Below are 22,366 nucleotides of genomic sequence, written 5' to 3'. Positions count from 1 at the left end.
CAATCAGGAAAATGAAAGTCTTTATAAAAATGGGCGTTGCTTTGATGTTGGCTGTGCTGCTCATTGCAGGGTGTAAAAAGTTTTATGATCCGGTGCTGGACCAGCATGTGTATAAGCCGGATTCCACCGGTACAGCAGTGGCCGTTAACAAAAGACATGTGCTCGTCATTGGCATCGATGGTCTGCCGGCGGCAGCACTGAAGACCCTCGCTCCGCCCAATATTTCAGGATTATTACCCAATGCCAAGTATTCATGGAATGTGGCGTTGCCGGTGATCCGGACGGAAAAGGATGTGACGGCTGACGGATCACTGACGGTCGCCTTTGAAAATGCAAGTGGCGCTGCTGCAGCCAACGGGTCGTCCAAGCTGGTAGATAATAATGTTTCTTCTTATTTTTCCTGTGGCCCCATACAACCATACCTGCCCAATTTGTGGGCGCAGCAGGAATATAAGGCCAACCTGCCGGTGGTGGAGGCCTATACCATGACATCGGCTACGGAAGCCAGCTCTCAGAACTGGCGGGACCCCGGTACATGGACGCTTGAAGCCGCCAATGATGTCAATGGCCCCTGGAAGGTCCTGGACAATCGGTCCGGTGAAATTTTTTCCGCCCGTGGTCAAACGAAGCGGTTTGAGGTTTCGAATACCACACCATACCGGTTTTACAGGCTGGTTGTTTCTTCCATTGTGGCCATCAATTTTACGGGTTATTTGCAATTGGCGGAATGGCGCCTGGTCAAGTATCTGTTGAGCAGCGGTGGTAATGCCGGCTCATGGGCGGGCATGATAACGGGTAATGATATCAGCCAGCATCGTGTATTTGACAGCTCTTTTTATCCGAGGCCTGTTGATTCGTCTGCCGGTACTCCGCTTTCTCCGAACCTGAGCGCATTGCGGCTGCTATACAATTATAAACCCGGTACCTTCCGCACGGCGGCTATATCCTCCTGGGGCAATCTGGTGAATACGATGCTTAAAGATGCCGATGTGAGATTGGTAACGGGGGGCGATGCGGATACAAAGGACCAGGCCGTGCGTATTTTGAAAACGGATTCGGCCAGAGTTATTATAACGCAATTCGGCGATGTGTACAATAAGGGCGTGCAATATGGTTTTTCAAACGATGCTGCGCCCTATGCGGAGGCGGTTGCCAGAGCGGATGGGTATATCGGGGAAATCCTGAATGCGCTCAAATCCCGAAGCACATATAATGATGAGGAGTGGCTGGTAGTGATCACCACTACGCAGGGTGGAAGTGGCGTGGATCGTGCCCCGATTACTCCCGGTTTTTTCGTGGCGTATAACCCGATGTTCAAATCACAGGATCTTTCGCTTACAAACCCTGCAATTAACGTGTTACAGCAGGATCTGACGCCGCAGCTGCTTTACTGGATGAAGGTGCCACAATCCGCTGCTGTGCAAAAAGGGCAATTATGGCTTGACCGGTTTGGTATCGAATTTCTGAAATAAGCAAAATAGATAAATCAACATGAAGATCCATATTCTTTACTATACACTCATGTGGTTGTTGCCGGCAACATTGTTTTCCTGCGCAAAGGAAAATCTGCCTGTTGACAAGAATAATGATGATGCGTATAACAAATTGTATTTTTCAGATGTTAATACCGCACTTTCTACCAAGATCCGTGTTAACACAAATGTGGGCAACAGAGATACAACGGTATTCAGTTACAAAGTGGATATCGGAGGAAATTTCCTGGCGCCTCACGATATACCCGTAACATTTACGGTATTGCCTGAAGCCTATGTACAGGCCTTTGATAATGATAATGTGGGCACGTATTTACCGCTTCCGGCAGATGCCTATAAACTGGTTACAGATACGGTGATCCATAGCGGCCAGGCTTCAACAGGGTTGCTGCCGCTGATTATTTATAAGGATAAACTGCTGCCGCTTACCGATTATGTATTGCCGATACGGGTAGCGGCTTCCGATGCCGCCTTCAAAGTAGACCTGGAAAAGGATATCAAATATATCCTTATCAGCAGCCGCACCCTGCAGGTGGGACTTAAGATCGGCAACATACCGCAACTGGCAGATCCGAGAGCTGATCTTTTCGATTTTTACGGAGACCTGATGATGAAGGATACGGCGGGTAATTTGTGGTTCATCCCACTGGAAAGCAATGGCAACCGGCAAATGGGCGAGCCGGTTATGATAGCCGGCGGTTTTAAACGGTATGAGTGTTTGTTTTTTCATCCTTTTTACCAGATGATTTTTGGAGTGGATACGGAAAGTCCCTGTTCATCCAACTGGAGCTCCGCCGCCACCGGATGCGGCCATCCGTATAGCTTTGCCGTTACGCCTTATCCTAATATTACCGTGGGCCCGGCCAGGCGGTTAACCAATAATGTGCACCAGTTGTCGAATACCAGCCCCGCCACGTATAATGAAGACTGGGGGTACCAGCTGTATACTGCACAGAAAAGGCGCCGCTTTTTTGCGGGCGTCAACGGGTTTACCCACGTGATCTATTATCCGCCCCGCACAACCACGGCCACCAGCCTGTGGCATTCAAAATTCAACCGCCTGGATGCTAATGGCCAGCTGTCTGTTACCAACCGGAAGGATCAGAACTCCTGGGGGTTTGGTATAAAATCGGGCTGTACCATTAATGACCGGCAGTTCTTCCTTACAGATGATGTGGCATTGATCTATGCAAGCTATGATCCGATGGCGGGCAACTACCCGGTATATAATTACGTAACACCCGCTTCTTATCCGGATTTTGGGGCAAGGTATGCAAAGGCATTCAGTGTGTACCAGCGAGACCTGGTGTGTTACACCTATTCGGGGGATGTGATACGGTATGAATCTCCAACATTTGAAGATATGCTGCGCCCCTAATTACCCGTACCTGAAAAAGAAATACATGCGACTAAATAAATTACATATGCGAAAACTATCGGTGGTTGTGCTATGCATGGTAACCCTTGCTGCCTGCAATAAACAGAGAACCGGTTCGGAATTGGGATCGGTTTCCCGTGACACACCGTTCATAACCGGTGTTTCCACCGGTTTGGGAGTGTTTGGAGATACGCTGACCATCAGCGGGCAAAGTTTTGCAAAAAATGCAGCAGTATTATTTGGTGCCAATGGTGCAAAGGTGGTCGAGACGGGCGATACGTATGTAAAAGTAATGGTTCCCCAGGGATCGGGCAGCGTATATATAAAAGTGTGGAACGGGGGATATAGTTCAAACAGCGTGGCCTTTACCTATAAGACAATCGACCAGGGAACGGCCGGCCTTGGCCAGATCATCAATATACAGGGGAGCTATTATTTACTGGATACAGCAGCGCTTTTTGATGTGGGCCCGGGCACGCGTTATATGCAGCTGGTATTAAATGATACGGGATTTGCATATGCCCCGGTAAAGATCAACATGCTGGTGTATGATGTTTCCAATCCTTATCTCACCTTTAAACCGGTACTGGCAAATGATAAGATCCCTACTACAGAAACCGTGCTTTCCATGGCTTCCAGGAAGTCAGCACCCGGTAATGTTTATTTCGCCGGTACCAGCGGTGACTTTTTCCGGACCACCACCGATAATTTTTACGGACAACCCGTGCAGGGGCTGGTGATTGATGGTGACCTGGTTACAAGTCCCAGCTATCTTACAGCATCGGATGTGAACACGGGTGGGGTAGATGCGCATGCGTTTTTTGAAAATGGCAAAAAGCTCTTCATCGATTATGCTGTTTACAATGGTTCTGCCAGTTCTAAAACCCAGTTTATGAGCATTGATGGCGTAAATAAGATCCGTCTTGGTACCCTTAGTGAAGCCCGGATGTATATCATGCTCATGACCAGATATACCGGAGCTTCCACCTTGCAGTCCAATGCCGGAGCCGAAGCCTCATTACTGCCTGTTACGGGCTTCTCTTTTCCGTTCGGGTTTAATAAAACCACTTCATTTGTGGTGAACGGAAGTGTGGTGGCCAAACAAACAGGTATGGCGATCCCGGCTAACGGAGCTGTACTGTCGGGCTATCCGGGGCAGGCCATCAGCGGTACCACACCCATTACCACGGTAACCAAACTGGCAAACGGTGATACCGTTAAGGTGAATATACAGGTATATCCTCAAAGCGCACCCAGCCGCAGTTTCAGCCAGATGATCGGCGGACGTTCCTGGATCATACGGAATGGAATACTAAATGATACCAACTGGATTTCAAAATTGCAGCGAACGGCCATCGGTGTTTCGCAGGATGAAAGCAAAGTATATATGTGCACGGTAGATAATCCGGGCCTGTTTACCAAGGAAGTGGCCCAGCTGATGCAGCTTTACGGAGTATATAACGCTCTAAATCTGATAGGCGGTAATGAAACGACTATGTTTGTAAAGAACGCCGGGTATAACAATACCGGGCTGATGAACCGTCCGAACAGCGGCACTACTTCTTATGTAAATGGTGAGGGGATCTTTGGGGTGTCTGCTGCACCGGAAGATAACACGGTTGCCGCTTTTTCGCCGGCAAACAGCCTGGTGCGGCTGACAGCGGGAAATACGTTCACGCCCGTTTTTTATGGCATGAATCAATACGGTCTTATTGTAAATACCGCCCTTGTACCCGCAACGGTTGCCCTGGATAACAATGCGATCGGTAGCTTTTCGAATGGAACATTCACCGCCACCGCAAAAGGAACCGGGAAAATTACGGCAACGTACGGGAGTGTTACAAAAAGTATTAAGATTATTGTGCAGTAAAGCGCAAACAGGGGAGTGGTTACTGATATTGTAATATAACCGCACAAAATGATTGGTAAGCTATTCTTTGTTTGTTTCATCCGGTGCAACCGGTTTAACAGGGAATATAAAGAACGGCTGTGGAATCGTATTGAACATTGATGTCTTTTTAAACTTCTATAATGCATCACATGCCGGTAGTAATACCGGTAAGTAATGTAAACCGCTTCTATAAAAAATAACTATTATGATCCGCAAAATCTTTAAAGTAACGATGTGGTTGCTGCTACCCTTGGGCGCGTGGGCACAAACAGCACCGTCTCCGGGAACAATTGCGTACAGTTCCGCACCTGCAAAACCGCTGAGGATTTATTTTGATTATTATCATCATTCATTGCCCAATACAAAGGTGGGGAATCACCTGGTTACCGGCAGCTGGATCGCGGGCGCCGGTCGTTATGCCTGGGATGATTTTGTGCATTCCAATACATTTGACCCGGTATTTACGGCGTTGGGCCGGGAGCACTTTATTACAATAGGCCGTGCACCCTTTACTAAAGAAACATTGAAAGACCAGGATGCTGTTTTGATCCTCAATCCTGATAATCCGAAAGTGGTGCCCGAAGTGCCGGCCCTTTCCGATACAGAGATCCGGAACCTGGTTGAATATGTGCAAAAGGGTGGAAGCCTGATGATCATGATCAATGCTACGACGCCCGATCGCGCCGCCGAAGATTTTGAAAGTGTGCAGTTAAAAAAGCTGGTGAATGCTTTCGGACTGGCCTGGAATTATGATGATACCCATTATTCGGATGTACCCATCGGTGAAGGGCATGCACATTTTTATGATGTTCCGGTTTTTCATTATGGTGCCGGTTGCACCCTGAAGCTATTGCCGGGTGCGGTAAAGCCGGAGGTGTTGATGGAGGTAGCCTCTGATGCCGGTTACCCGGATCGTCATGTGCGCGGACCGGGTATCATACAGGTACGGCCGGGCAAAGGGAAAGTGGTGCTGGTAGGGGATATCGGCTCCTGGACGGGTAATATGTCGCGCCCCTGGGCCGAGAATGAGCGGATCCTGAAACAGTTGTTCCGGTATCTGAAACCGGACCGCCATGTAATACCTGCGCAATACCCGGAAGGGAAAGCGTTGGCGTATAAAGTAACCGTAGCCGGTTTGCAGGCAATACCGGTGGCCAATTCCTTATCCGCACTGCCCAAACCGGTTTACCGCCTTTTTAAACCAAGAGAGAAAACGGGAATGCCTTACCTGGAAGGAACCGCAATACTTAGCTTACGCAGCAATGGACTTAATGAGCAAAAAGCGGCGTCGCTGGAGGCACGTATTGGTGACTTCAGCTGGTTCGATAGCAGCGTGAACACCACCGGGCAGTCAGTCCGTTTTACCGCCAGTCGTCAGGGTAAGGTAACCGGCGTAAAAACCAACGGGAGGGAAGCCGCCTGGCTGGCACCGGATATTGCTTCCCTGGTGGCATTATTACCCGTGGATGGGTTGCAGCCCGGCGATCAATGGGAAAGTCTGGAAGCCCTGCGTATCCCGGCGCTTCAGGGTACCGATCAGCCCCCGGTGCGTACATTGGAAATGCCGGTTACGTATGTACAGGATGTGGTGGTCAACGGTGTAAAATGCAGGCTGCTACGTACGGCGCAGGAGCTTTGGTTAAAAGATCTGGGCATTGGCGTATCCGACCTGTTAAATGCCACCACCATAGATAAGGCCAACCTGGTGCATTATCAGTATTTTAATGACCGGGGCGGAAAGCTTTTATTTAAGAGAGAACAATGGGTGGATGCGGCCACGGGTGTGGTGATCCGGACCCGCACGCAAAGCCGCGTGCTGGCATGGGTACAGGATACCCGCAAAACAGTAGACAAAAGCAATGCAGATAAGGACAATAACATGATCCTGTCCCTGGCACAAACCATTACCATGGAATTGCAATAGTGCTGAACTTTAAAATATATAAAATGCGCACCTCTTTAATCCTTTTTTTATTTTTTGTAACGGGCATCTGCGGGGCCCAGCCATCTTCAAAGCGCAGTGTGGTTGTAGACGACCCTTCGCCGGGTGAGGGCAGGGGCCTCAGGGACGGGATTCCGGCCTATGGTGCCACCACTATCCGGTATAAACAACAGGGGAAGATCACCTTTGATATCCGGTTTAAAGAACCGGTGGTGATCTCCGTGGCTTCCAGGCCGGAAAAATGGGGCTTTTTTCAATTTCCGAATATCGATCGCATGACCGATGGAAATATAGTGGCAAAGTGGAACCTTACCCAGGATGCTATAGAAGCCTATGGGAATGATACGCGTGGTACGGCTGTTTCCGCCGATGGGGGTAAAAGCTGGCATCTGGAGCCTTCGGAAGAACCGGGTAATGCGGTGCTGTTGCCCAATGGTGACCGCCTGGCTATTTACACTCCCAAACCGATCCCCGAAAAAGAACTGCAATTGCCGGCGCCGGTTGGCGTGGGACTTGAAAATTACCGGAAATCCAATTTTAATTTTTACCGGTTAAGCGAACTTCCGGAAAGCAGGCAGGGTGTATATTTCAAACGCTTAAAAAAAGGAGCCTCCAAATGGGAGCTGGAGAAGGCCGCACTGGATGATCCGCAGGCGGCGCGGTACAGTTTGGCCGGATTGGTGCCGATTGTATGGTGGGGCGATATCAAAACAGCGCGGGACGGTTCACTGATCGCAGGTATATATCCCGGTTTCATGGTCGATAAGAACGGGAAAACGGATCCGCGGTCCGGGGCTTTCTTTTACCGGTCTACGGATAATGGCCATCACTGGAGCATCCTGGGCAGGATCCCTTTTCAATTGGATACAGCCGGCGATACCGTGTCTGTAAAGCGTATGGGATATACAGAACCTGCCTTTGAAATATTAAAAGATGGCACGTTCCTTTGTGTACTCCGGACCACGGATGGAGCGGGCATTGGGCCGATGTATGGCAGTTATTCCGGGGATCAGGGCAAAACCTGGTCGGTGCCGCGCGTGATCACCCCGGCGGGGGTATTACCCCGGTTGCTGCAATTATCCAATGGGGTACTGGTGATGTCGTCCGGAAGACCAGGCGTACAGCTGCGGTTCACAACGGATACCAGGGGGATGCAGTGGTCGAGGGCATTTGAGATGTTGCCACATGATATGGACTTCAAAAAAGAATTGAGTGGGGGCTCTGCCCAGGTATCCTGCGGATATACCGGATTGCTGCCGGCCGGTTCCAATAAATTACTGATCATTTATTCCGATTTTCATTATCAGACACCGGAGGGCACCATTCGTAAGGCCATCAAAGTGCGCGAAGTAGTGGTGGATAAACGATAAACCGGCGGTATTCAATTCCTGAAGGCAGTAATAAACTTCCGTTGTTCACCGGTGTCTCAGGAACAGTGGAATTAAAAAAAAGAATCATTAAATTATGAGCAAAGCATATAACCGAAGAAATTTCCTGGGGCTGATCGGCGTATCTCCCCTGGTTGCCAGGTTTGCAGATCTGAACAGTACCGGTACGGAGGTAAAGTTGCCGCATCCGGTTACCGGCACTTTTGAACAGGCAATTGCAGAAATATTCGAAACCAAAACGATTTGCATAGAACCCGGAAGGTTTCCTGCGGGGTGCAATGGCATTGATAAAAACGGTCATCCCGTTCAGGTAACGAACCAGATCGAACCCAACCGTTACCTGGGATGGCCTACCATTGTATTGACAAAAAACAACGAGTTGATCATTGTTTACTCCGGCGACAGGGACAGCCATGTATGTCCGTTTGGTAAAACGCAGCTTTTAAGATCGGCGGATAATGGTAAAACCTGGTCTGCTCCCGTAACGATCACAAACACGCCGCTGGATGACCGGGATGCCGGAATCATTCAAACAAAAAAAGGCACCCTTGTGGTGAGCTGGTTTACCTCGCTTGCTTTTGAAAATCCGGCCTGGAAAGGGGCGTATAATAAATATGCCCGTATCGGAGAAAAGATCGGTGCGGAAACAAAAAAAGAATGGCTGGGTAACTGGACAAAAAGATCGCCGGATGGTGGTAAAACCTGGGAGTCACCTTCCCGTACAGTGGGTACAGCCCCGCACGGCCCCGTGAATCTGAAAAACGGACATCTTTTATATGTGGGAACGGGCCGGTACAAATCGATGGGGCCGGTATTGATTGAACGGTCAACAGATGATGGCGTTAGCTGGCAGGTGATCGGAAATATTCCGTTGCCGGAAAATGCGAAGAGTATCTCGGAGCCCCACGTGATCGAGTTGCCATCGGGAAAACTGCTGGCCATGATCCGCAACGAGTCGAAGGAATTTCATAACGGTTATTTGCTGCAATCTGAAAGTTATGATGGCGGTAAAACCTGGACGGTGGCCAGGGAAACGGGTATTTGGGGATATCCCCCTCATCTGACACTTTTAAAGAATAATACGCTGTTGCTTACCTATGGTCACAGGAAGCCTGCTTATAGCCAGCGGGCCTGTCTTTCGTATGATGAGGGCAAAACCTGGGATCTCAAAAACGAGGTGATCTTAACCAGCTCGCCCAATGGCGATATGGGGTATCCGTCCTCTGTGCAGTTACATGACGGATCCATCATAACGGCTTATTACCAGTCTCCCGGCAGCGGTCAGCCCACCAATATTGTAACAACGCACTGGCAGTTAAAAGGATGATGTTATAGGCGCAGTTCCGGTAAGTTGAAGCGGTTAGGGAGCTCCGACAACATAAGAACAGTAAAACAACTTCGGGAAGTATGATCAAATTATACAGTGTTTGGAGGCATTTGTTTTTTGGCCTGTTGCTCCTTACCACACATGCACAGGACGGAAGCTGTTATACGCGCTCTGTAGTGCCGGGCCCACATCCCAATGTTCTTTTTTTTCTGATAGATGATATGGGGTGGAGGGATCTGCATTGTTATGGTTCTTCTTTTTACGATACGCCGCATATTGATGCACTGGCTGCGCAATCGGCACGTTTTACCAATGCGTATGCATCGGCACCCGTGTGTTCTCCGGCAAGATCCGGTATCATGACGGGTAAGTATCCGGTAGCCATGCAAACCACTGATTGGTTTGGTGCAATACAGCCTGGTGAAGCGGCAAAAGAAACGAGAAAAGAAAAGATCACCAGGTTGTTACCGGCGCCTTACAGAGATTACCTTCCGCAGCAGGAGGTAACCCTGGCGGAGGTATTTAAACAGGCCGGTTATGCAACGTTCCTGGCCGGGAAATGGCATCTGGGCTCGGGTCCGGCGAACAGTCCTTTAACGCAGGGCTTCGATCACTATTTTGAAGGAAAGGCAAAAGATCCGTCAAAGGGCAGCTTTGAAATTGCGGGGGAGGCCGCCCGTTTTTTGGAGCAGCATAAGGACCAGCCGTTTCTGGCCTGTATCTCTTTTTATGCGGTGCATATTCCTGTACTTGCCGGGGAGAAAAACATCGCCCGTTATGCAGCCAAAAAAGACCGGTTGAAGCTGCAGCAGCCCGTTGTTGCAAGTGCCTGGGGCAAAGAACGGGTAAAGCAGGATCATGAGCGGTATGCGGCGATGGTATTCGAAACGGATGAAGCGGTGGGCCTCATACTGCAAAAGCTGAAGGAACTGCAGCTGGACCGGAATACGATTGTTGTATTCCTTTCGGATAATGGCGGGCTTTCCACGGCAGAGGGAATGCCCACGGCCAACAGACCGTTGCGTGGAGGTAAGGGATGGCTGTACGAAGGAGGGATCCGTGTGCCGTTTCTGTTGAAATGGCCGGCGATGAATAACAAGGGCACGGTGATCGATGTACCCGTGATCAATACGGATCTTTATCCTACATTACTGGCATTGGCCGGGCTGCCGCAGAACAGTGCGCAACACAAAGACGGCGTTAATCTTCTGCCCCTGTTAACAAAAGGAAAGGCACCGGAACGCTCCCTGTACTGGCATTACCCCCATTACGGCAATCAAAAGGGAAGCCCGGCATCTGCCATCCGGTCCGGCAACTGGAAGCTGATATACTGGTATGAAGATGCGCGCTGTGCGCTATACAACCTGAAGGATGACCCGGCAGAAGCACATGACCTGGCGCCGGTTAAGAAAGTCGTTGCGCAAAAGATGCAGGCGGATCTGCAGGCCTGGCTGAAAAAGGAAAAAGCGGTATACCCCGCTCCCAACCCGGCTTACAGTCCAATGTAGCGGAGCTGTTTTCCTGAACAAAAAGAGCATTATTCAGTGACGGTTGTGTTATCCGAACGGTCTTTAAAGCAGGATTGATACCGGGTGAACCTGAAGATAAACGATCATTTTTTAAGAATAAAAATTGCAGCTATGCATGAGGTCAGAAACGGATTACTATTGCTTTTTTTACTGCCGGTGATTATGGCGGCTGCACAGCAAAAAAAATCAGACGTAAAAAAAATAAAAGATATCGTACTGTATGAGGATGCCCGCTTTTACAGTTCGTTTCCCTCTATCATCAGGCGGCCAAACGGGGAGTTCCTGCTGGCATTCAGACGAGCGCCGGAGCGGAAGCGGCTGGGAGAAAAGGGAACCAATCATGTGGATCCCAACAGCTACCTGGTAATGATGCGTTCAACGGATGGCTTCAGCTGGCCCCGGCAACCGGAGCTCTTATATGCCTATCCTTTTGGAGGTTCACAGGACCCCTGTTTATTGCAACTGCGTGATGGATCTATTCTTTGCGCCAGCTACTCCTGGGTATTTCCCCGGGCTGATGCCAGGCTAAAACCACCGTACTTTGCTCACTATACGCTAAATGCCTTCTTTAATGGCGGTTATCTGCTGCAGTCGCTTAACGGTGGTCAAACATGGCAGGGACCTTACGAGCCGCTGCACATACCATCAGAACAACATAATGATGCATTTGGTAATCCGTTGCCGGCGTTCAACAGGGGAGCGATGTATGAAGGCAAAAATGGGCAGCTTTATTGGGTAGCGGCAAGTATTGATAAAACAAAACCATTGATCAATGCCACGCACCTGCTGATCTCCTATGATAAAGGAAGCACCTGGAAGTATGCAGCGCCGGTGGCCCGGAACGACAGTATCTCTTTCAGTGAAACATCGGTGTATGAAACACCCAAGGGCGATATCGTGGCGTTTATACGAACGGAGTTTTACGATGATCAGGCCTGCATTGCCCGCTCTGTGGATGGTGGTAAAACATTTCGCTGGGAAAAGATGGGCTTCCAGGGACACCCGCTCAACGCCCTGCGCCTGCCGGATAACCGGGTACTGCTTACCTATGGATACCGGCACCAGCCCTTTGGGATCCGGGCACGGATCCTGAATGCCGAATGCACCGATTATGCAACGGCACCGGAGATCATATTAAGAGATGACGGGGGCAGCCGGGATCTGGGTTACTCCTGGCCGGTGCAACTAACTCATAACAAGGTACTGGTGGTTTATTATTTTAATAAACAGGATGGCATACGGCATATTGCGGGTACCATCCTGGAAATCGATTAACAATGACCGGCTATTCAATAATCAGGCGTATCTGTATCCTGAAACTGCAGTTACTGGCAGGCTTTTTATCGGTGCTGACCGCGGCAACCGGGCAGCCGCTTATGCTTGGTAACAACCGCGAGCTTTTTGTAGATCAATACCTGATCGATTCGCTGCATCAGCTTACACAGCAATTACAGCATCCGCATAATGAAGGAGTAGTTTTGACGTTTGATCATCCCTGGGAAGGCAACTTTTGCGGGTATGGCACCATCATAAAAGATGCACATACGTTTCGGATGTATTACCGGGGTGTGCGGCAGGCGATCAAAGACGGTGGCGATAATGAAGTGACCTGTTATGCCGAATCTACCGATGGGATCCATTGGGTAAAACCCAGCCTGGGCATCTATACCATCAACGGTACTGCAGCAAATAATGTGATCCTGGCACATGCGGCGCCTGCCACGCATAATTTTACACCTTTTCTGGATACCAATCCTCATGTTAAAAAAAGTGAACGGTATAAAGCCGTGGGAGGGATCGATAAATCGGGGTTGCTGGCATTTGTGTCGGCCGATGGCATTCACTGGAAAAAACTCAGGGATACTGCTGTGTTCAGGACGGGGGTGTTTGATTCGCAAAACGTGGTTTTCTGGTCAGAAAGCGAGCAGCAGTATGTTTGCTATTTCCGTACCTGGAGTGACGGCGGCTTTACCCGGTATAAAGGTTTCCGGTCGGTAAGCAGAACAACCTCCAGCGATTTTATACATTGGACGGCCCCCGTAAAAATGAGCTTTGGTGCTACACTCCCGGAGCATCTTTATACCCAGCAAACGAGTCCCTATTTTCGGGCTCCGCAGCTTTACCTGGCCATTGGTGCGCGGTTCATGGCGGGCCGGCAGGTACTGAGCGGCGCAGCAGCAAAAGCATTGCAGGTGGATCCGAAGTATTTCGGGGATTGTTCGGATGCCGTTCTCATGAGCACGAGGGGCGGTAATACCTACGACCGCACCTTTATGGAGTCCTTTATCCGCCCGGGTATCGGCCTTGAGAACTGGGTATCGCGGACCAACTACCCGGTGCTGAACGTAGTGCAAACCGGTCCTGCGGAGCTGTCGGTATACGTGAATGAAAGCTATGCGCAGCCGGCAGCGCATATAAAACGCTATTCGCTGCGTTTGGATGGCTTTGCTTCCCTGCACGGAGATGCTGGCGGAGGGTATATGCTTACCAGGCCCTTTATATTTAAAGGGAAGGAACTGGAGATCAATTATGCCACATCAGCGGCAGGTTTTGTAAAGATCGAAATACTTAATGCGAAGGGCGATCCGCTGCCCGGGTATACGGTTAAAGAAGCAAAGGAGATCATTGGTAATGAAATCCGGCGGGTTGTTTCATGGAACGGGAATTCAGATCTTACTGCACTGGCTGGTCATCCGGTCAGGCTCCGGATCCATCTTAAGGATGCCGATCTGTATTCGTTGAAATTTAATTAGGAAAGGCATCGGGTATCCATACGGGGCACCTCCGGAGCCCGGTTCCTCCCTCAATGGTAAAGGCTATACATTTGCGGCTCCTGGAGAGCGGATAGGTGTGAGGGGTGTAGCCAGGTATGATATCGGGTCTTTTCTTTGAGATGGCGTTCCTGTTATTTCAGGGATATTTCTGGTTTTAAAAAATCTTCATCATAGTTACAGGCCGCTAAAACGATCCTGCTCCATTCCAGGATGGGCAGATGCATTTGATTTTAAGATTAACCGGCTGCAGGCCGGTACGCTGTTGTATCGCCCGGTGGTTATTTATAGGCTTCGTTCCCTTTTTGTTCTGCAGTTACGGATGAATGAATCTTACTGACCAGGTTTTTAAAATAAGCGGAAAGGCCTACCACATCGGCACCCACACTTACAAACTGGTATCCCATTTGTTTAAACGATTCCAGGTGGTCGATGCTTCCCGTGGTACCGGCAAATTTTCCATATTTCCGTGCAAGTGCTGCCACGCGCGCCCTCGTTTCCAGCAGCCGGGGATGGGTAAAATCACCGGGCGCGCCGATACCCTGGCTGAAATCACCCGGACCAAAAAAGAGCATATCATATCCCTCGAGTGCGGCGATGGCTTCCAGCTCCTCCAGTGGTTCCGGATCTTCGATCTGCAATACTACAAACCGCTCTTTGTTGGCAGCGGCCAGGTATTCCTGAAAATCCATATTGGTATAGGCCCCGTCTGCATTACCTCCGTCGATCGGTCTTCTGCCAACGGGATGAAAGCGGGTCATCTGCACCACGCTCCGGGCATCTTCCAGGCTCATGATATGTGGCACCATGATGCCGGTGGCATCCATTTCCAGGGGTTTGATCAGATCGCTGTAGCTGCCCCGTGGCACGCGTACCATCAGGTCTGCATTGTATGCTTTGGTTGCCCATACCTGGCTGTTGAGCACATCCCAGTCGGGGGTACAGTGTTCCTGGTCTACCCATACACAATCGAACCCGCACAGGGCGGCTATTTCAGCCACCTGGGCATTCGAGATGTTGATTTTTATACAGCTGGCAAAACCGCCGCTTCTTAGTTTCTGTAATACCTTGCTTGCTCTCATTTTTATACTTGTAAAATACACATTATTTAGGTTCTCTTCCGGCTATTTTTAAAATGGCATAGGCCGCCGCGGCTCGTACATCGGCACCGGAGGAACTTTTGGCATCATAAAGATTATCGTGCTCTTCATTATTTAAAAAGGCAGCGAGGATGGCCGCATCTTCACAACCTCCCTTTTCGGCGAGTGCCTGCGCCAGTTCAATACGTTCGCCGGCAGTAAACTGCTTCCAGTTGCCGGTTATTTCGGTCTTTATCTTTTGATGAATGGTTGCATCGCCGCCGGTATAGGTTACAAAGGCTGCCTGCAGGAGGTTGTTCCGCAGCCCGCCGGAAGCCGGTTCTTCAAGAGCTTTGGCAGCAAACGCCTTCCACTCCTCAGGCGTGAGGTCTTTTGATTTCAGCAATACATAGGCGCTGATTTTCCGGATGATGGGGTCTGTATCTTCAAACGCCATCCGGATAAATGCCTGCTTGTTTTTTTCTTCCATCTCTTTTGACGTATAAGAGGTAGCCCATAAGGTGTAGGTTTGCAGGATCCGGCTGGTATCCTGCAGTGACGCATCAGTAGCCTGGGGATATAAAGCAGCCGGGGATGTTTTTAACTTGGCCAGGGTTTCGGCCGCGTGGATACGGTCTGGAGAAGTAGTATCACCGAAAACAGTAAGCACCTTATCCAGCCAGGCCTTTTTCTTTGCCGGGTCTGTTTCGGTCTGATATAAAACCCGTGAAATACCAATACGGTATTTAGGTTCGTTCTGATATTGACGGTATTCTTCCTGGTAAATCTTTTGAACCTCGCTCATGTCTTTGTGCAGCCATACCAGGTATTCGGCCGCATGCACCTTCACCCACTGGGTGTTGTTTTTTAATACGGCGTGCAGTTCCGTCAATGCTTGCTCTTTTAAGGGGTCTTGTATTTTGCAGGGCTGCATACAGGAAAGGTTTAATAGTGAAAGGGTACAGATTGCTACAAACAGTTTCATTATATTTATTTTGAAGGGTTGGTTGTGCGGGCATAAAAAGCTTTGATCATAAACAGGAGCAGGGCGCAGATAACCATGGTGATTGCGGCCGTTTTGAACAGAACCTGTGTGTTTACCGATGCGTCCCGCAGCACACCTCCGGCGTAAATGCCCAGTCCGCCTACGATACAGGCGAACATGTTTAAGATTCCGTATCCTGTTGCGCGGTACTTTTCATCGGCGATCATACAGAGTACCGGCATCAGGTTGGTATCGGTAAACGTACGGGTGAGTGCATAGATCATAAATCCGCCGATGGCAACCATTAAAATATCGGTAGAGCCGGCAATAAAGGCTGCCGGTGCAGCAATCAGTAAACCGATGGCCGGCAGTAGGATGCGGGCATAGCGGTTCGAGCGGTGCCAGCGATCGGCGATAAATCCGCCCAGGATCACTCCAACAAAACTGAGCGGGTATACGTACCAGGTGGCATATACGCCTGCCCTGGTTTGCGAAAGCTGAAAATGCTCTTTGTAATAAGTCGGCAACCAGCCGATGATCATCCATCCCACCACACCCAGCAGGCCCCAGAAAATGACGAGCAAAATAAAGTTGCGCTGTTTAAAAAGCATTTTTATTCCGTTGAGGAAGCTGATCTTTTGCACATCGGAGCCCTGTATTGAAGGCATTGTTTCCCGGCGGCCGGGCGTATCTTTTAACAGGAAGAACATCAGTATGGCGTATGCGATACCAAAAAGACCAAATAATGTAAAGGCGGATGTCCAGTGATGGCTTTCAGCGATCAACCCGCCAAGAAAACCCATAGATTGCCCGATCATGATGCCCCCGTTATGAATACCTGTAGCCAGGGAGCGGGTATTACCGCGGTGGTAATCGGCGATCAAAGCCAATGCTGCCGGTATATAGCAGGCTTCGCTGATCCCCATGAGTGCTCTTGTGGCCAGTAATTGTTCGAAATTTTGTGCATGGGCGGTCAGCCAGGTAACAACAGACCATACAAAAAGACTGATGATAATTACTTTGCTCCGGCTGAAACGGTCTGCAAGAAAACCTGCATACGGGCTAAGCAGTCCATATACCCACAGAAACACGGAGGTCAGCAATCCGAACTGGGCATCGGTCATCGGAATGGCTTCCACAATGGACTCGCGCATAGTGGTCAGCATGATCCGGTCGAGATAGTTCAGAAAGCCAACCAGGAACAGCAGGAGAACAGTCAGCCAGGCACCACGCATGGGTTTTTGATATTGCTCGGAATCGTTATGGGTAATCATCGGATCGAAGATAGCGGATACAGGAATATGAATCCTCTTACTTTTTTTGGGATTGTGGTACTATATTACATCGCCCGAACCGGCAATACTGCTGAACCACCGTGCACAGCTCAGAACCATTTCATGATTTCATGGGCCACCACGGCATGTCCTTCTTTATTGGGGTGGTTCACCTGCGACATATATTCAGCAACGGTATGCCCTTCCTTTAACTTTTGTTCAAATGCTCCGTAACTGTCGGCCAGACCAATATTGTATTTTTTTGCGAGGTTCCGGATACCGGCTGCAAAAGGAGCGTAGGCCGCTGCTGCACCGGTCATCGGGAACTGCTGATGAGGAGTTGGTGTAAGAAGGATGATTGGGATATGTTGTTCCTGCGCCATACGGATCATTTTCTCCCAGGCGATACGCGAGCGTTCGGTTCCCATCATCCGGTCGTTCAGTGCATAATCGATAAACAATACATCGGGACGATGTGGAAGTACATCGGTGGAAAATCTTTTTGCGCCCGATTCAGAATGTTCTCCGCCGATGGCCGTGATGATTACGTTGATCACCGCGTTGGGATAGCGCTCCTTCAATTGCTTCAGTACCTGGTACGGGTAGGCATCGAACGTATTAACGAACGGTGTTTTAAAATATCCGGAAGGAACAGAATGGCCGTGGAATACCAGGTTGATGGTGCGGTTCTTTGGCCACTCTTTACGGAGCTCGGCTTTAATGTTGTTGAGATAGGTAGTGGTATCGGCCTGGCCGTACCCGTATTGAATGGTAAAGACACAAGCGATAAAAAAAGCAAGGTAACGCATAGGCGATTGAATGTTAAAATGAATGATCAAGAAACTGAAAGAACGGCTGCTGCTCGTTTTACATAAAGAAACGGATTCATTGAAAATATATTTTTTTAGTAAGCAACAGCATAAGCTGGCATAAAAGTACCTGATTTGCGAAAGAATGGCCCGGTTGATTTTTATTTATATCCGGAAATGACCGGTAAGGAATGCGCTGCGATGGGCGGATTTTTAACATGGGGATCACTATACGGCCGCGCTTTATTATTAGCTCAATAAACCATAATCGATGAAGGGTATAAAAATATTAATAGTAAACAAAATAGTACTGTTTCTGCCGGCGAACGGAGGCTAAATTTGATATTACCGATACCAAAAATATTTAATTATGATTTCAAACGATTTTTCTGCTGTAAAACCGGATTATGACCGGGATGGATATGCCTACCTCCCCGGCTTTTTAGACATGGATGCAATAAAAGAGATCAGAGCGGAGCTGCAACGGTTTATTGAACAAAAAGTTCCGGAAATGCCGGCGGGCTATGTGTTTTACGAAGATAAAAATGATCCGGCAACATTAAAACAGCTGCAGGATATTCATCAGTACAGCCCGTTCTTCAACGATATATTAAAAGGCAGCCGGTTTGAAGAACTGGCGGGTGTATTGCTGGAGGATACAACTGTTCCCCGCAACCTGGAGTATTTTAATAAACCCGCCCATATCGGCAAGGCTACGCCTGCGCACCAGGACGGGTATTATTTTATGTTAAAGCCCTGTAAGGCTATCACTATGTGGCTGGCGCTGGAGGAGGCGGATGAAACCAATGGCTGTGTACGTTATATCAAGGGATCGCATCTAAAAGGCATGCGTCCGCATGGCCGTACCCAAACACTGGGTTTTTCACAAGGCATAACAGATTATTCGGATGCCGATTTTTCCAGCGAAATATTTTTTCGTGCAAAACCGGGCGACCTGCTGGTACACGATGCCATGACCATTCACCGCACAGACCCCAATGAGAGTGACCGTTCGCGCAAGGCGCTCGGGTTTATCTATTTCGGAGGATCTGCAAAAGAAGACCTGGATGCAAAAGCAGCCTATCAGCAAAAGTTAAACGAAGAACGATTTGAAAAAAATGAAAAATAAGTTGCGCCGGTTTTTGATACGTATGAAGATGTGCTTTCATTCAAATAGCAACAACGCTATCCGTTACGGCTGTATCATGATCGTTTTTGGACTGACTGCCCTTACTGCCGGAGCGCAGCAAAATAAAGCAGTTGCCGTTCAGGACCGGCTGCAACCGCTGGCCGCCGGTGCTGTACGTATCGGGGGATACCTGGGTAATAAGATCGACCTTTGCATCGGCAACCGCATTGCGCTGCAACCCACAGCGCCTTTTCTCCGGATCTTTAAAACCAAGAACCTGGACCCGGGCGGCTACTGGGGCGAGTTTATTGGTAAATGGGCCGCCGCAGCCGCACTGGCCTGCCGTTATCGGCCGGATCGGGGGTTAACAGAAAAAGCAAACGCTGCCATGGAGGAATTGATCCATGCACCTGCCGAAGGAGGCTACATCAGTACGTATAATGCCCCGGATGCATTTAAGGTGTGGGATATCTGGATCCAGAAATACGTGCTCCTGGGCCTGATTGCCCAGTATGATGAAACCGGTAACCGGCAATACCTCCAGGCGGCGCAGCAAAGCGCCGATTATTTATTGGAAAAGACCGGACCCGGAAAAACGAGCCTGGAAGAATATGGACCGGCCTTTCATAAGGGAGGCGTTAACTTTTCCATCCTGGAGCCGGTGGTACTGCTGTATCAGCGCACCGGTGATAAACGGTATTTGCAATACAGCCGGTACATTGTGGAAAGCTGGAATAAGCCCGGTAAATATGCCCCGAAAGGCGTGCGACTGATCGAAAATGCAGAAGCGGGTCTGCCGCCGGTGAATTATGAAATACGGCATGCTTATACGCTGATGTCTGATTTTGAAGGACTCTGCGAATTGTACCGGGCCACGGGCAATAAACGGTACCTGGATGCCTGTATTAAATTTGCCGGGGCAATAGAGCGGTATGAACTCATGATCACGGGTACAGTCTGCAATCATGAAATGTGGTATAACGGGGCGCTGGCGCAAACGGGTGTGCTGGAACAGCCCAATGAAACCTGCGCCACGGCTACCTGGATAAAATTCTGCTACCAGTTACTGCGTCTTACCGGCAATCCGCACTGGGCGGATGAAATGGAAAAATCATTATACAACGGATTGCTGGGGGCTATGATGCCCCGCGGGGAATGGTGGGCCTATCACTCGCAGTTAAACGGGCAACGCATGCCCAGCCGGGTACAGGGCTGCGATATCAGTTGCTGTGTATCGAGCGGGCCAAGAGGGTTATTGATCACACCGGAATGGATGGCCATGAAAATGCAGAACGACGCGCTGGCGATCAATCTTTATACACCAGGCCATATCAGCCACCGGTTAAAAAATGGCGCAACCGTGCGACTGGAAACGGAAACAACATACCCGGCATCCGGAACCGTCCGGTTTACGGTACATGCAGACCGCTCCGTTTCTTTTCCGCTGCAATTACGCATTCCTTCCTGGAGCAGGAAAACAACGCTCACCATAAATGGAACGCATATCGCCGTAACCCCGGGACGCTATGCACTGCTGAACCGGGTATGGAAAGAGGGTGACCGGATCGAACTGACCCTGGATATGCGGGGGCGTGTGGTACATGCTCCGTCGGGAACGGATCAGGCAGTGGTACGCGGACCCGTTGTACTGGCGCTGGACAACCGGCTGGTGCCGGAGCAGGATACATCGGTATGGTTGATCGGAGATTCCCGTAAATTTGAGGAGTTTCCCAACAATCCCAGGTACCGGTTTGTAAATCCGAACAATGATTTCGACAGTCAGAAGGAGGATGTGTATATTGATCTGAAACCCGTTACTGTTCCGGATAGCGATATCTGGATGACGTTTGAAGTGCCGTTTGTAGACCGTCCGGTGTTTCATATTCATCGCGAAAAGAAGATCATTATGTGTGATTATGCATCCGCAGGCAACCGGTGGAGCGATGCCAATCTTTACCGGGTATGGTTGCCACAGCCCATGTATATGGGAAATATGTATGCACGCAATACCTGGAAGCTGATGGGCTATGGTATGAAAGCGCCTGTGAAAGTGCCTGCATATATAACGGAAGCATTAAAGAATAAATAAAAGCTATGCTGAACAGAAGGTCCTTTCTTGCTATAGCAGGTACCACAACTGCATCGGTACTGCTGGCCCCGGGTAACGCTTTTGCCATTAACCGTTCCGGCAACAGAAAGAAAATAAGGATGGGTATTGTAGGCGGGCGTTTTGGAGCGTCCTTTCATTTTCATGAGCATCCGGATTGCATGGTTGAAGCTGTTAGTGATCTAAGGGAAGACCGGCGGCAGCACCTGATGCAAACGTATAAATGCACCAAAAGCTATCCTTCCCTTACGGCACTTTTAAAGGATAAAAACGTAGAAGCCGTATTTATTGCTACACCGGCGCCGGATCATGCCACGCATGTTATCCAGTCGCTGAAGGCAGGGAAACACGTGCTTTGCGCCGTGCCCCTGGCATTAACGCTGGAAGATTGCCGCCGGGTGCTGGAAACCGTAAAGCAAACGGGTCTTACCTATATGATGGCAGAAACCAGTTATTACCGCCAGCAGACCATCTCTGTGCGGAAGCTGTACCGGAACGGTGATTTCGGAACCATCTTCCGAGCTGCGGGAGCATACCATCACCCGGGGTTGGAGGCACTGTATTTTGATGAAGATAAAAAACCTACCTGGAGGCACGGACTGCCGCCCATGCTTTACCCTACACATTGCACGGCCTTTCTGATCTCTGTAACCGGAGAACGGCTGACCCGGGTAAGCTGTATGGGCTGGGGTGATGATAGCCCTATATTGAAAAAGAATGTTTACAAAAACCCTTTCTGGAATGAAACGGCGTTGTTTGAAACCGATAAGGGCCATCCCTTTAAGGTAGAAGTGGATTGGCGCGCAGCAGTGCGGAACGCTGAGCGTGCTGAATGGGAGGGCGAAAAAATGAGCTTTTATATGGCACATACAGAATCCGATCCGAAGGACAATCTCATAGTCCGGTATGCAGACCGGGTAGGATATGATGATGCGGGGTTTATACATAAAGCGCCTCTTACCGAGCCGTACAAACAGGAACTCTGGTGGCAAACGGAACTGCTGCCCGCCCCGCTGCGGCATAACAGCGGGCATGGTGGTTCCCATACCTTTATCACACACGAGTTCATAGATGCGCTGATACACAACCGGAAACCAGCCGTTGATATCTATGAATCGCTGGCCTATACCGTTCCCGGTATTGTAGCCCACGCCTCTGCCTTAAAGGGCGGTGAACGGATGAAGATCCCGGTTTTTGATCCCGGACGGTAAAGCGGATAAGTGCAAATATGTGTAAAAATGATGTAAATTGCTTTGTGCTGCCC

Annotated in this window: 16 protein-coding genes; 12 read left to right on the top strand and 4 right to left on the bottom strand. The window is 49.6% G+C overall.

The features are described 5' to 3' along the window. Window positions 1–11 precede the first annotated feature (11 nt). The 9 genes from LQ567_RS07925 (at window position 12) to LQ567_RS07885 (ending at window position 13,701) form a co-directional block, all read left to right on the top strand. Window positions 12–1,472, top strand: a complete 1,461-nt coding sequence (locus LQ567_RS07925) for an alkaline phosphatase family protein (RefSeq protein WP_231003916.1) — start codon at window positions 12–14, stop codon at window positions 1,470–1,472. A gap of 19 nt (window positions 1,473–1,491) precedes the next feature. After that, window positions 1,492–2,871 (top strand): DUF1735 domain-containing protein, encoded by a 1,380-nt coding sequence (locus LQ567_RS07920; protein ID WP_231003915.1) that lies wholly within the window; start codon window positions 1,492–1,494, stop codon window positions 2,869–2,871. A 46-nt stretch (window positions 2,872–2,917) separates the two neighbouring features. Beyond that, entirely contained in the window at window positions 2,918–4,741 is a 1,824-nt protein-coding gene (locus tag LQ567_RS07915) for a phosphodiester glycosidase family protein (RefSeq protein ID WP_231003912.1), read from the top strand. Between the two features lie 226 nt (window positions 4,742–4,967). Continuing rightward, the gene (locus tag LQ567_RS07910; RefSeq protein WP_231003910.1) at window positions 4,968–6,686 is read left to right on the top strand and encodes a motility-associated ABC transporter substrate-binding family protein; all 1,719 of its coding nucleotides are present in this window, start codon (window positions 4,968–4,970) and stop codon (window positions 6,684–6,686) included. A gap of 23 nt (window positions 6,687–6,709) precedes the next feature. After that, window positions 6,710–8,074, top strand: a complete 1,365-nt coding sequence (locus LQ567_RS07905) for a sialidase family protein (RefSeq protein ID WP_231003908.1) — start codon at window positions 6,710–6,712, stop codon at window positions 8,072–8,074. 94 nt (window positions 8,075–8,168) lie between these two features. After that, the gene (locus LQ567_RS07900; RefSeq protein ID WP_231003905.1) at window positions 8,169–9,419 is read left to right on the top strand and encodes a sialidase family protein; all 1,251 of its coding nucleotides are present in this window, start codon (window positions 8,169–8,171) and stop codon (window positions 9,417–9,419) included. 80 nt (window positions 9,420–9,499) lie between these two features. Continuing rightward, the gene (locus LQ567_RS07895) at window positions 9,500–10,927 is read left to right on the top strand and encodes a sulfatase (protein WP_231003903.1); all 1,428 of its coding nucleotides are present in this window, start codon (window positions 9,500–9,502) and stop codon (window positions 10,925–10,927) included. A 132-nt stretch (window positions 10,928–11,059) separates the two neighbouring features. Next, window positions 11,060–12,223 (top strand): sialidase family protein, encoded by a 1,164-nt coding sequence (locus LQ567_RS07890; RefSeq protein WP_231003901.1) that lies wholly within the window; start codon window positions 11,060–11,062, stop codon window positions 12,221–12,223. A 2-nt stretch (window positions 12,224–12,225) separates the two neighbouring features. Beyond that, window positions 12,226–13,701, top strand: coding sequence for a glycoside hydrolase family protein (locus LQ567_RS07885; protein ID WP_231003899.1), 1,476 nt, complete (start codon window positions 12,226–12,228; stop codon window positions 13,699–13,701). A gap of 299 nt (window positions 13,702–14,000) precedes the next feature. On the opposite strand, the gene LQ567_RS07880 is transcribed toward LQ567_RS07885, so the two are convergent. The 4 genes from LQ567_RS07880 to LQ567_RS07865 all read right to left on the bottom strand — a co-directional run bounded on the left by LQ567_RS07880 (window position 14,001) and on the right by LQ567_RS07865 (window position 17,866). After that, complete coding sequence (locus LQ567_RS07880; protein WP_231003897.1) at window positions 14,001–14,801, bottom strand: HpcH/HpaI aldolase family protein; 801 nt, start codon at window positions 14,799–14,801, stop codon at window positions 14,001–14,003. A 22-nt stretch (window positions 14,802–14,823) separates the two neighbouring features. Further along, a complete protein-coding gene (locus tag LQ567_RS07875; protein ID WP_231003895.1) occupies window positions 14,824–15,783 on the bottom strand; it encodes a hypothetical protein in 960 nt (319 codons plus the stop codon). Window positions 15,784–15,788: 5 nt separating this feature from the next. Next, window positions 15,789–17,057 (bottom strand): MFS transporter, encoded by a 1,269-nt coding sequence (locus LQ567_RS07870; RefSeq protein ID WP_231003893.1) that lies wholly within the window; start codon window positions 17,055–17,057, stop codon window positions 15,789–15,791. 110 nt (window positions 17,058–17,167) lie between these two features. Further along, window positions 17,168–17,866, bottom strand: a complete 699-nt coding sequence (locus LQ567_RS07865) for an SGNH/GDSL hydrolase family protein (protein ID WP_231003891.1) — start codon at window positions 17,864–17,866, stop codon at window positions 17,168–17,170. A 370-nt stretch (window positions 17,867–18,236) separates the two neighbouring features. Here LQ567_RS07865 and LQ567_RS07860 point away from each other — a divergent pair, with 370 nt between their 5' ends. From LQ567_RS07860 to LQ567_RS07850, 3 genes are read left to right on the top strand one after another with little or no spacing between them, the layout of a single operon-like run. Continuing rightward, on the top strand, window positions 18,237–18,995 hold the full coding sequence (locus LQ567_RS07860) for a phytanoyl-CoA dioxygenase family protein (RefSeq protein ID WP_231003889.1): 759 nt from the start codon (window positions 18,237–18,239) through the stop codon (window positions 18,993–18,995). Next, on the top strand, window positions 18,985–21,084 hold the full coding sequence (locus tag LQ567_RS07855) for a beta-L-arabinofuranosidase domain-containing protein (protein ID WP_231003887.1): 2,100 nt from the start codon (window positions 18,985–18,987) through the stop codon (window positions 21,082–21,084). The genes LQ567_RS07860 and LQ567_RS07855 overlap by 11 nt, the downstream gene beginning before the upstream one ends. 5 nt (window positions 21,085–21,089) lie before the next feature. After that, window positions 21,090–22,313 carry a Gfo/Idh/MocA family protein gene (locus LQ567_RS07850; protein ID WP_231003885.1) on the top strand — a complete coding sequence of 408 codons (1,224 nt, stop codon included), beginning with the start codon at window positions 21,090–21,092 and terminating at the stop codon, window positions 22,311–22,313. Window positions 22,314–22,366: the final 53 nt, after the last annotated feature.

The organism is Niabella pedocola, assembly GCF_021044425.1.
Classification (GTDB): domain Bacteria; phylum Bacteroidota; class Bacteroidia; order Chitinophagales; family Chitinophagaceae; genus Niabella; species Niabella pedocola.
Note: the sequence above shows the minus strand (reverse complement) of the source record. Positions and strands in the feature narration are given on the sequence as shown.

Coding starts and splice junctions, on each gene's coding strand:
- LQ567_RS07920 (WP_231003915.1), top strand. CDS start 1,492: ATGAAGATCCATATTCTTTACTATACACTCATGTGGTTGTTGCCGGCA.
- LQ567_RS07890 (WP_231003901.1), top strand. CDS start 11,060: ATGCATGAGGTCAGAAACGGATTACTATTGCTTTTTTTACTGCCGGTG.
- LQ567_RS07905 (WP_231003908.1), top strand. CDS start 6,710: ATGCGCACCTCTTTAATCCTTTTTTTATTTTTTGTAACGGGCATCTGC.
- LQ567_RS07865 (WP_231003891.1), bottom strand. CDS start 17,866: ATGCGTTACCTTGCTTTTTTTATCGCTTGTGTCTTTACCATTCAATAC.
- LQ567_RS07915 (WP_231003912.1), top strand. CDS start 2,918: ATGCGAAAACTATCGGTGGTTGTGCTATGCATGGTAACCCTTGCTGCC.
- LQ567_RS07860 (WP_231003889.1), top strand. CDS start 18,237: ATGATTTCAAACGATTTTTCTGCTGTAAAACCGGATTATGACCGGGAT.
- LQ567_RS07875 (WP_231003895.1), bottom strand. CDS start 15,783: ATGAAACTGTTTGTAGCAATCTGTACCCTTTCACTATTAAACCTTTCC.
- LQ567_RS07900 (WP_231003905.1), top strand. CDS start 8,169: ATGAGCAAAGCATATAACCGAAGAAATTTCCTGGGGCTGATCGGCGTA.
- LQ567_RS07925 (WP_231003916.1), top strand. CDS start 12: ATGAAAGTCTTTATAAAAATGGGCGTTGCTTTGATGTTGGCTGTGCTG.
- LQ567_RS07870 (WP_231003893.1), bottom strand. CDS start 17,057: ATGATTACCCATAACGATTCCGAGCAATATCAAAAACCCATGCGTGGT.
- LQ567_RS07850 (WP_231003885.1), top strand. CDS start 21,090: ATGCTGAACAGAAGGTCCTTTCTTGCTATAGCAGGTACCACAACTGCA.
- LQ567_RS07910 (WP_231003910.1), top strand. CDS start 4,968: ATGATCCGCAAAATCTTTAAAGTAACGATGTGGTTGCTGCTACCCTTG.
- LQ567_RS07855 (WP_231003887.1), top strand. CDS start 18,985: ATGAAAAATAAGTTGCGCCGGTTTTTGATACGTATGAAGATGTGCTTT.
- LQ567_RS07880 (WP_231003897.1), bottom strand. CDS start 14,801: ATGAGAGCAAGCAAGGTATTACAGAAACTAAGAAGCGGCGGTTTTGCC.
- LQ567_RS07895 (WP_231003903.1), top strand. CDS start 9,500: ATGATCAAATTATACAGTGTTTGGAGGCATTTGTTTTTTGGCCTGTTG.
- LQ567_RS07885 (WP_231003899.1), top strand. CDS start 12,226: ATGACCGGCTATTCAATAATCAGGCGTATCTGTATCCTGAAACTGCAG.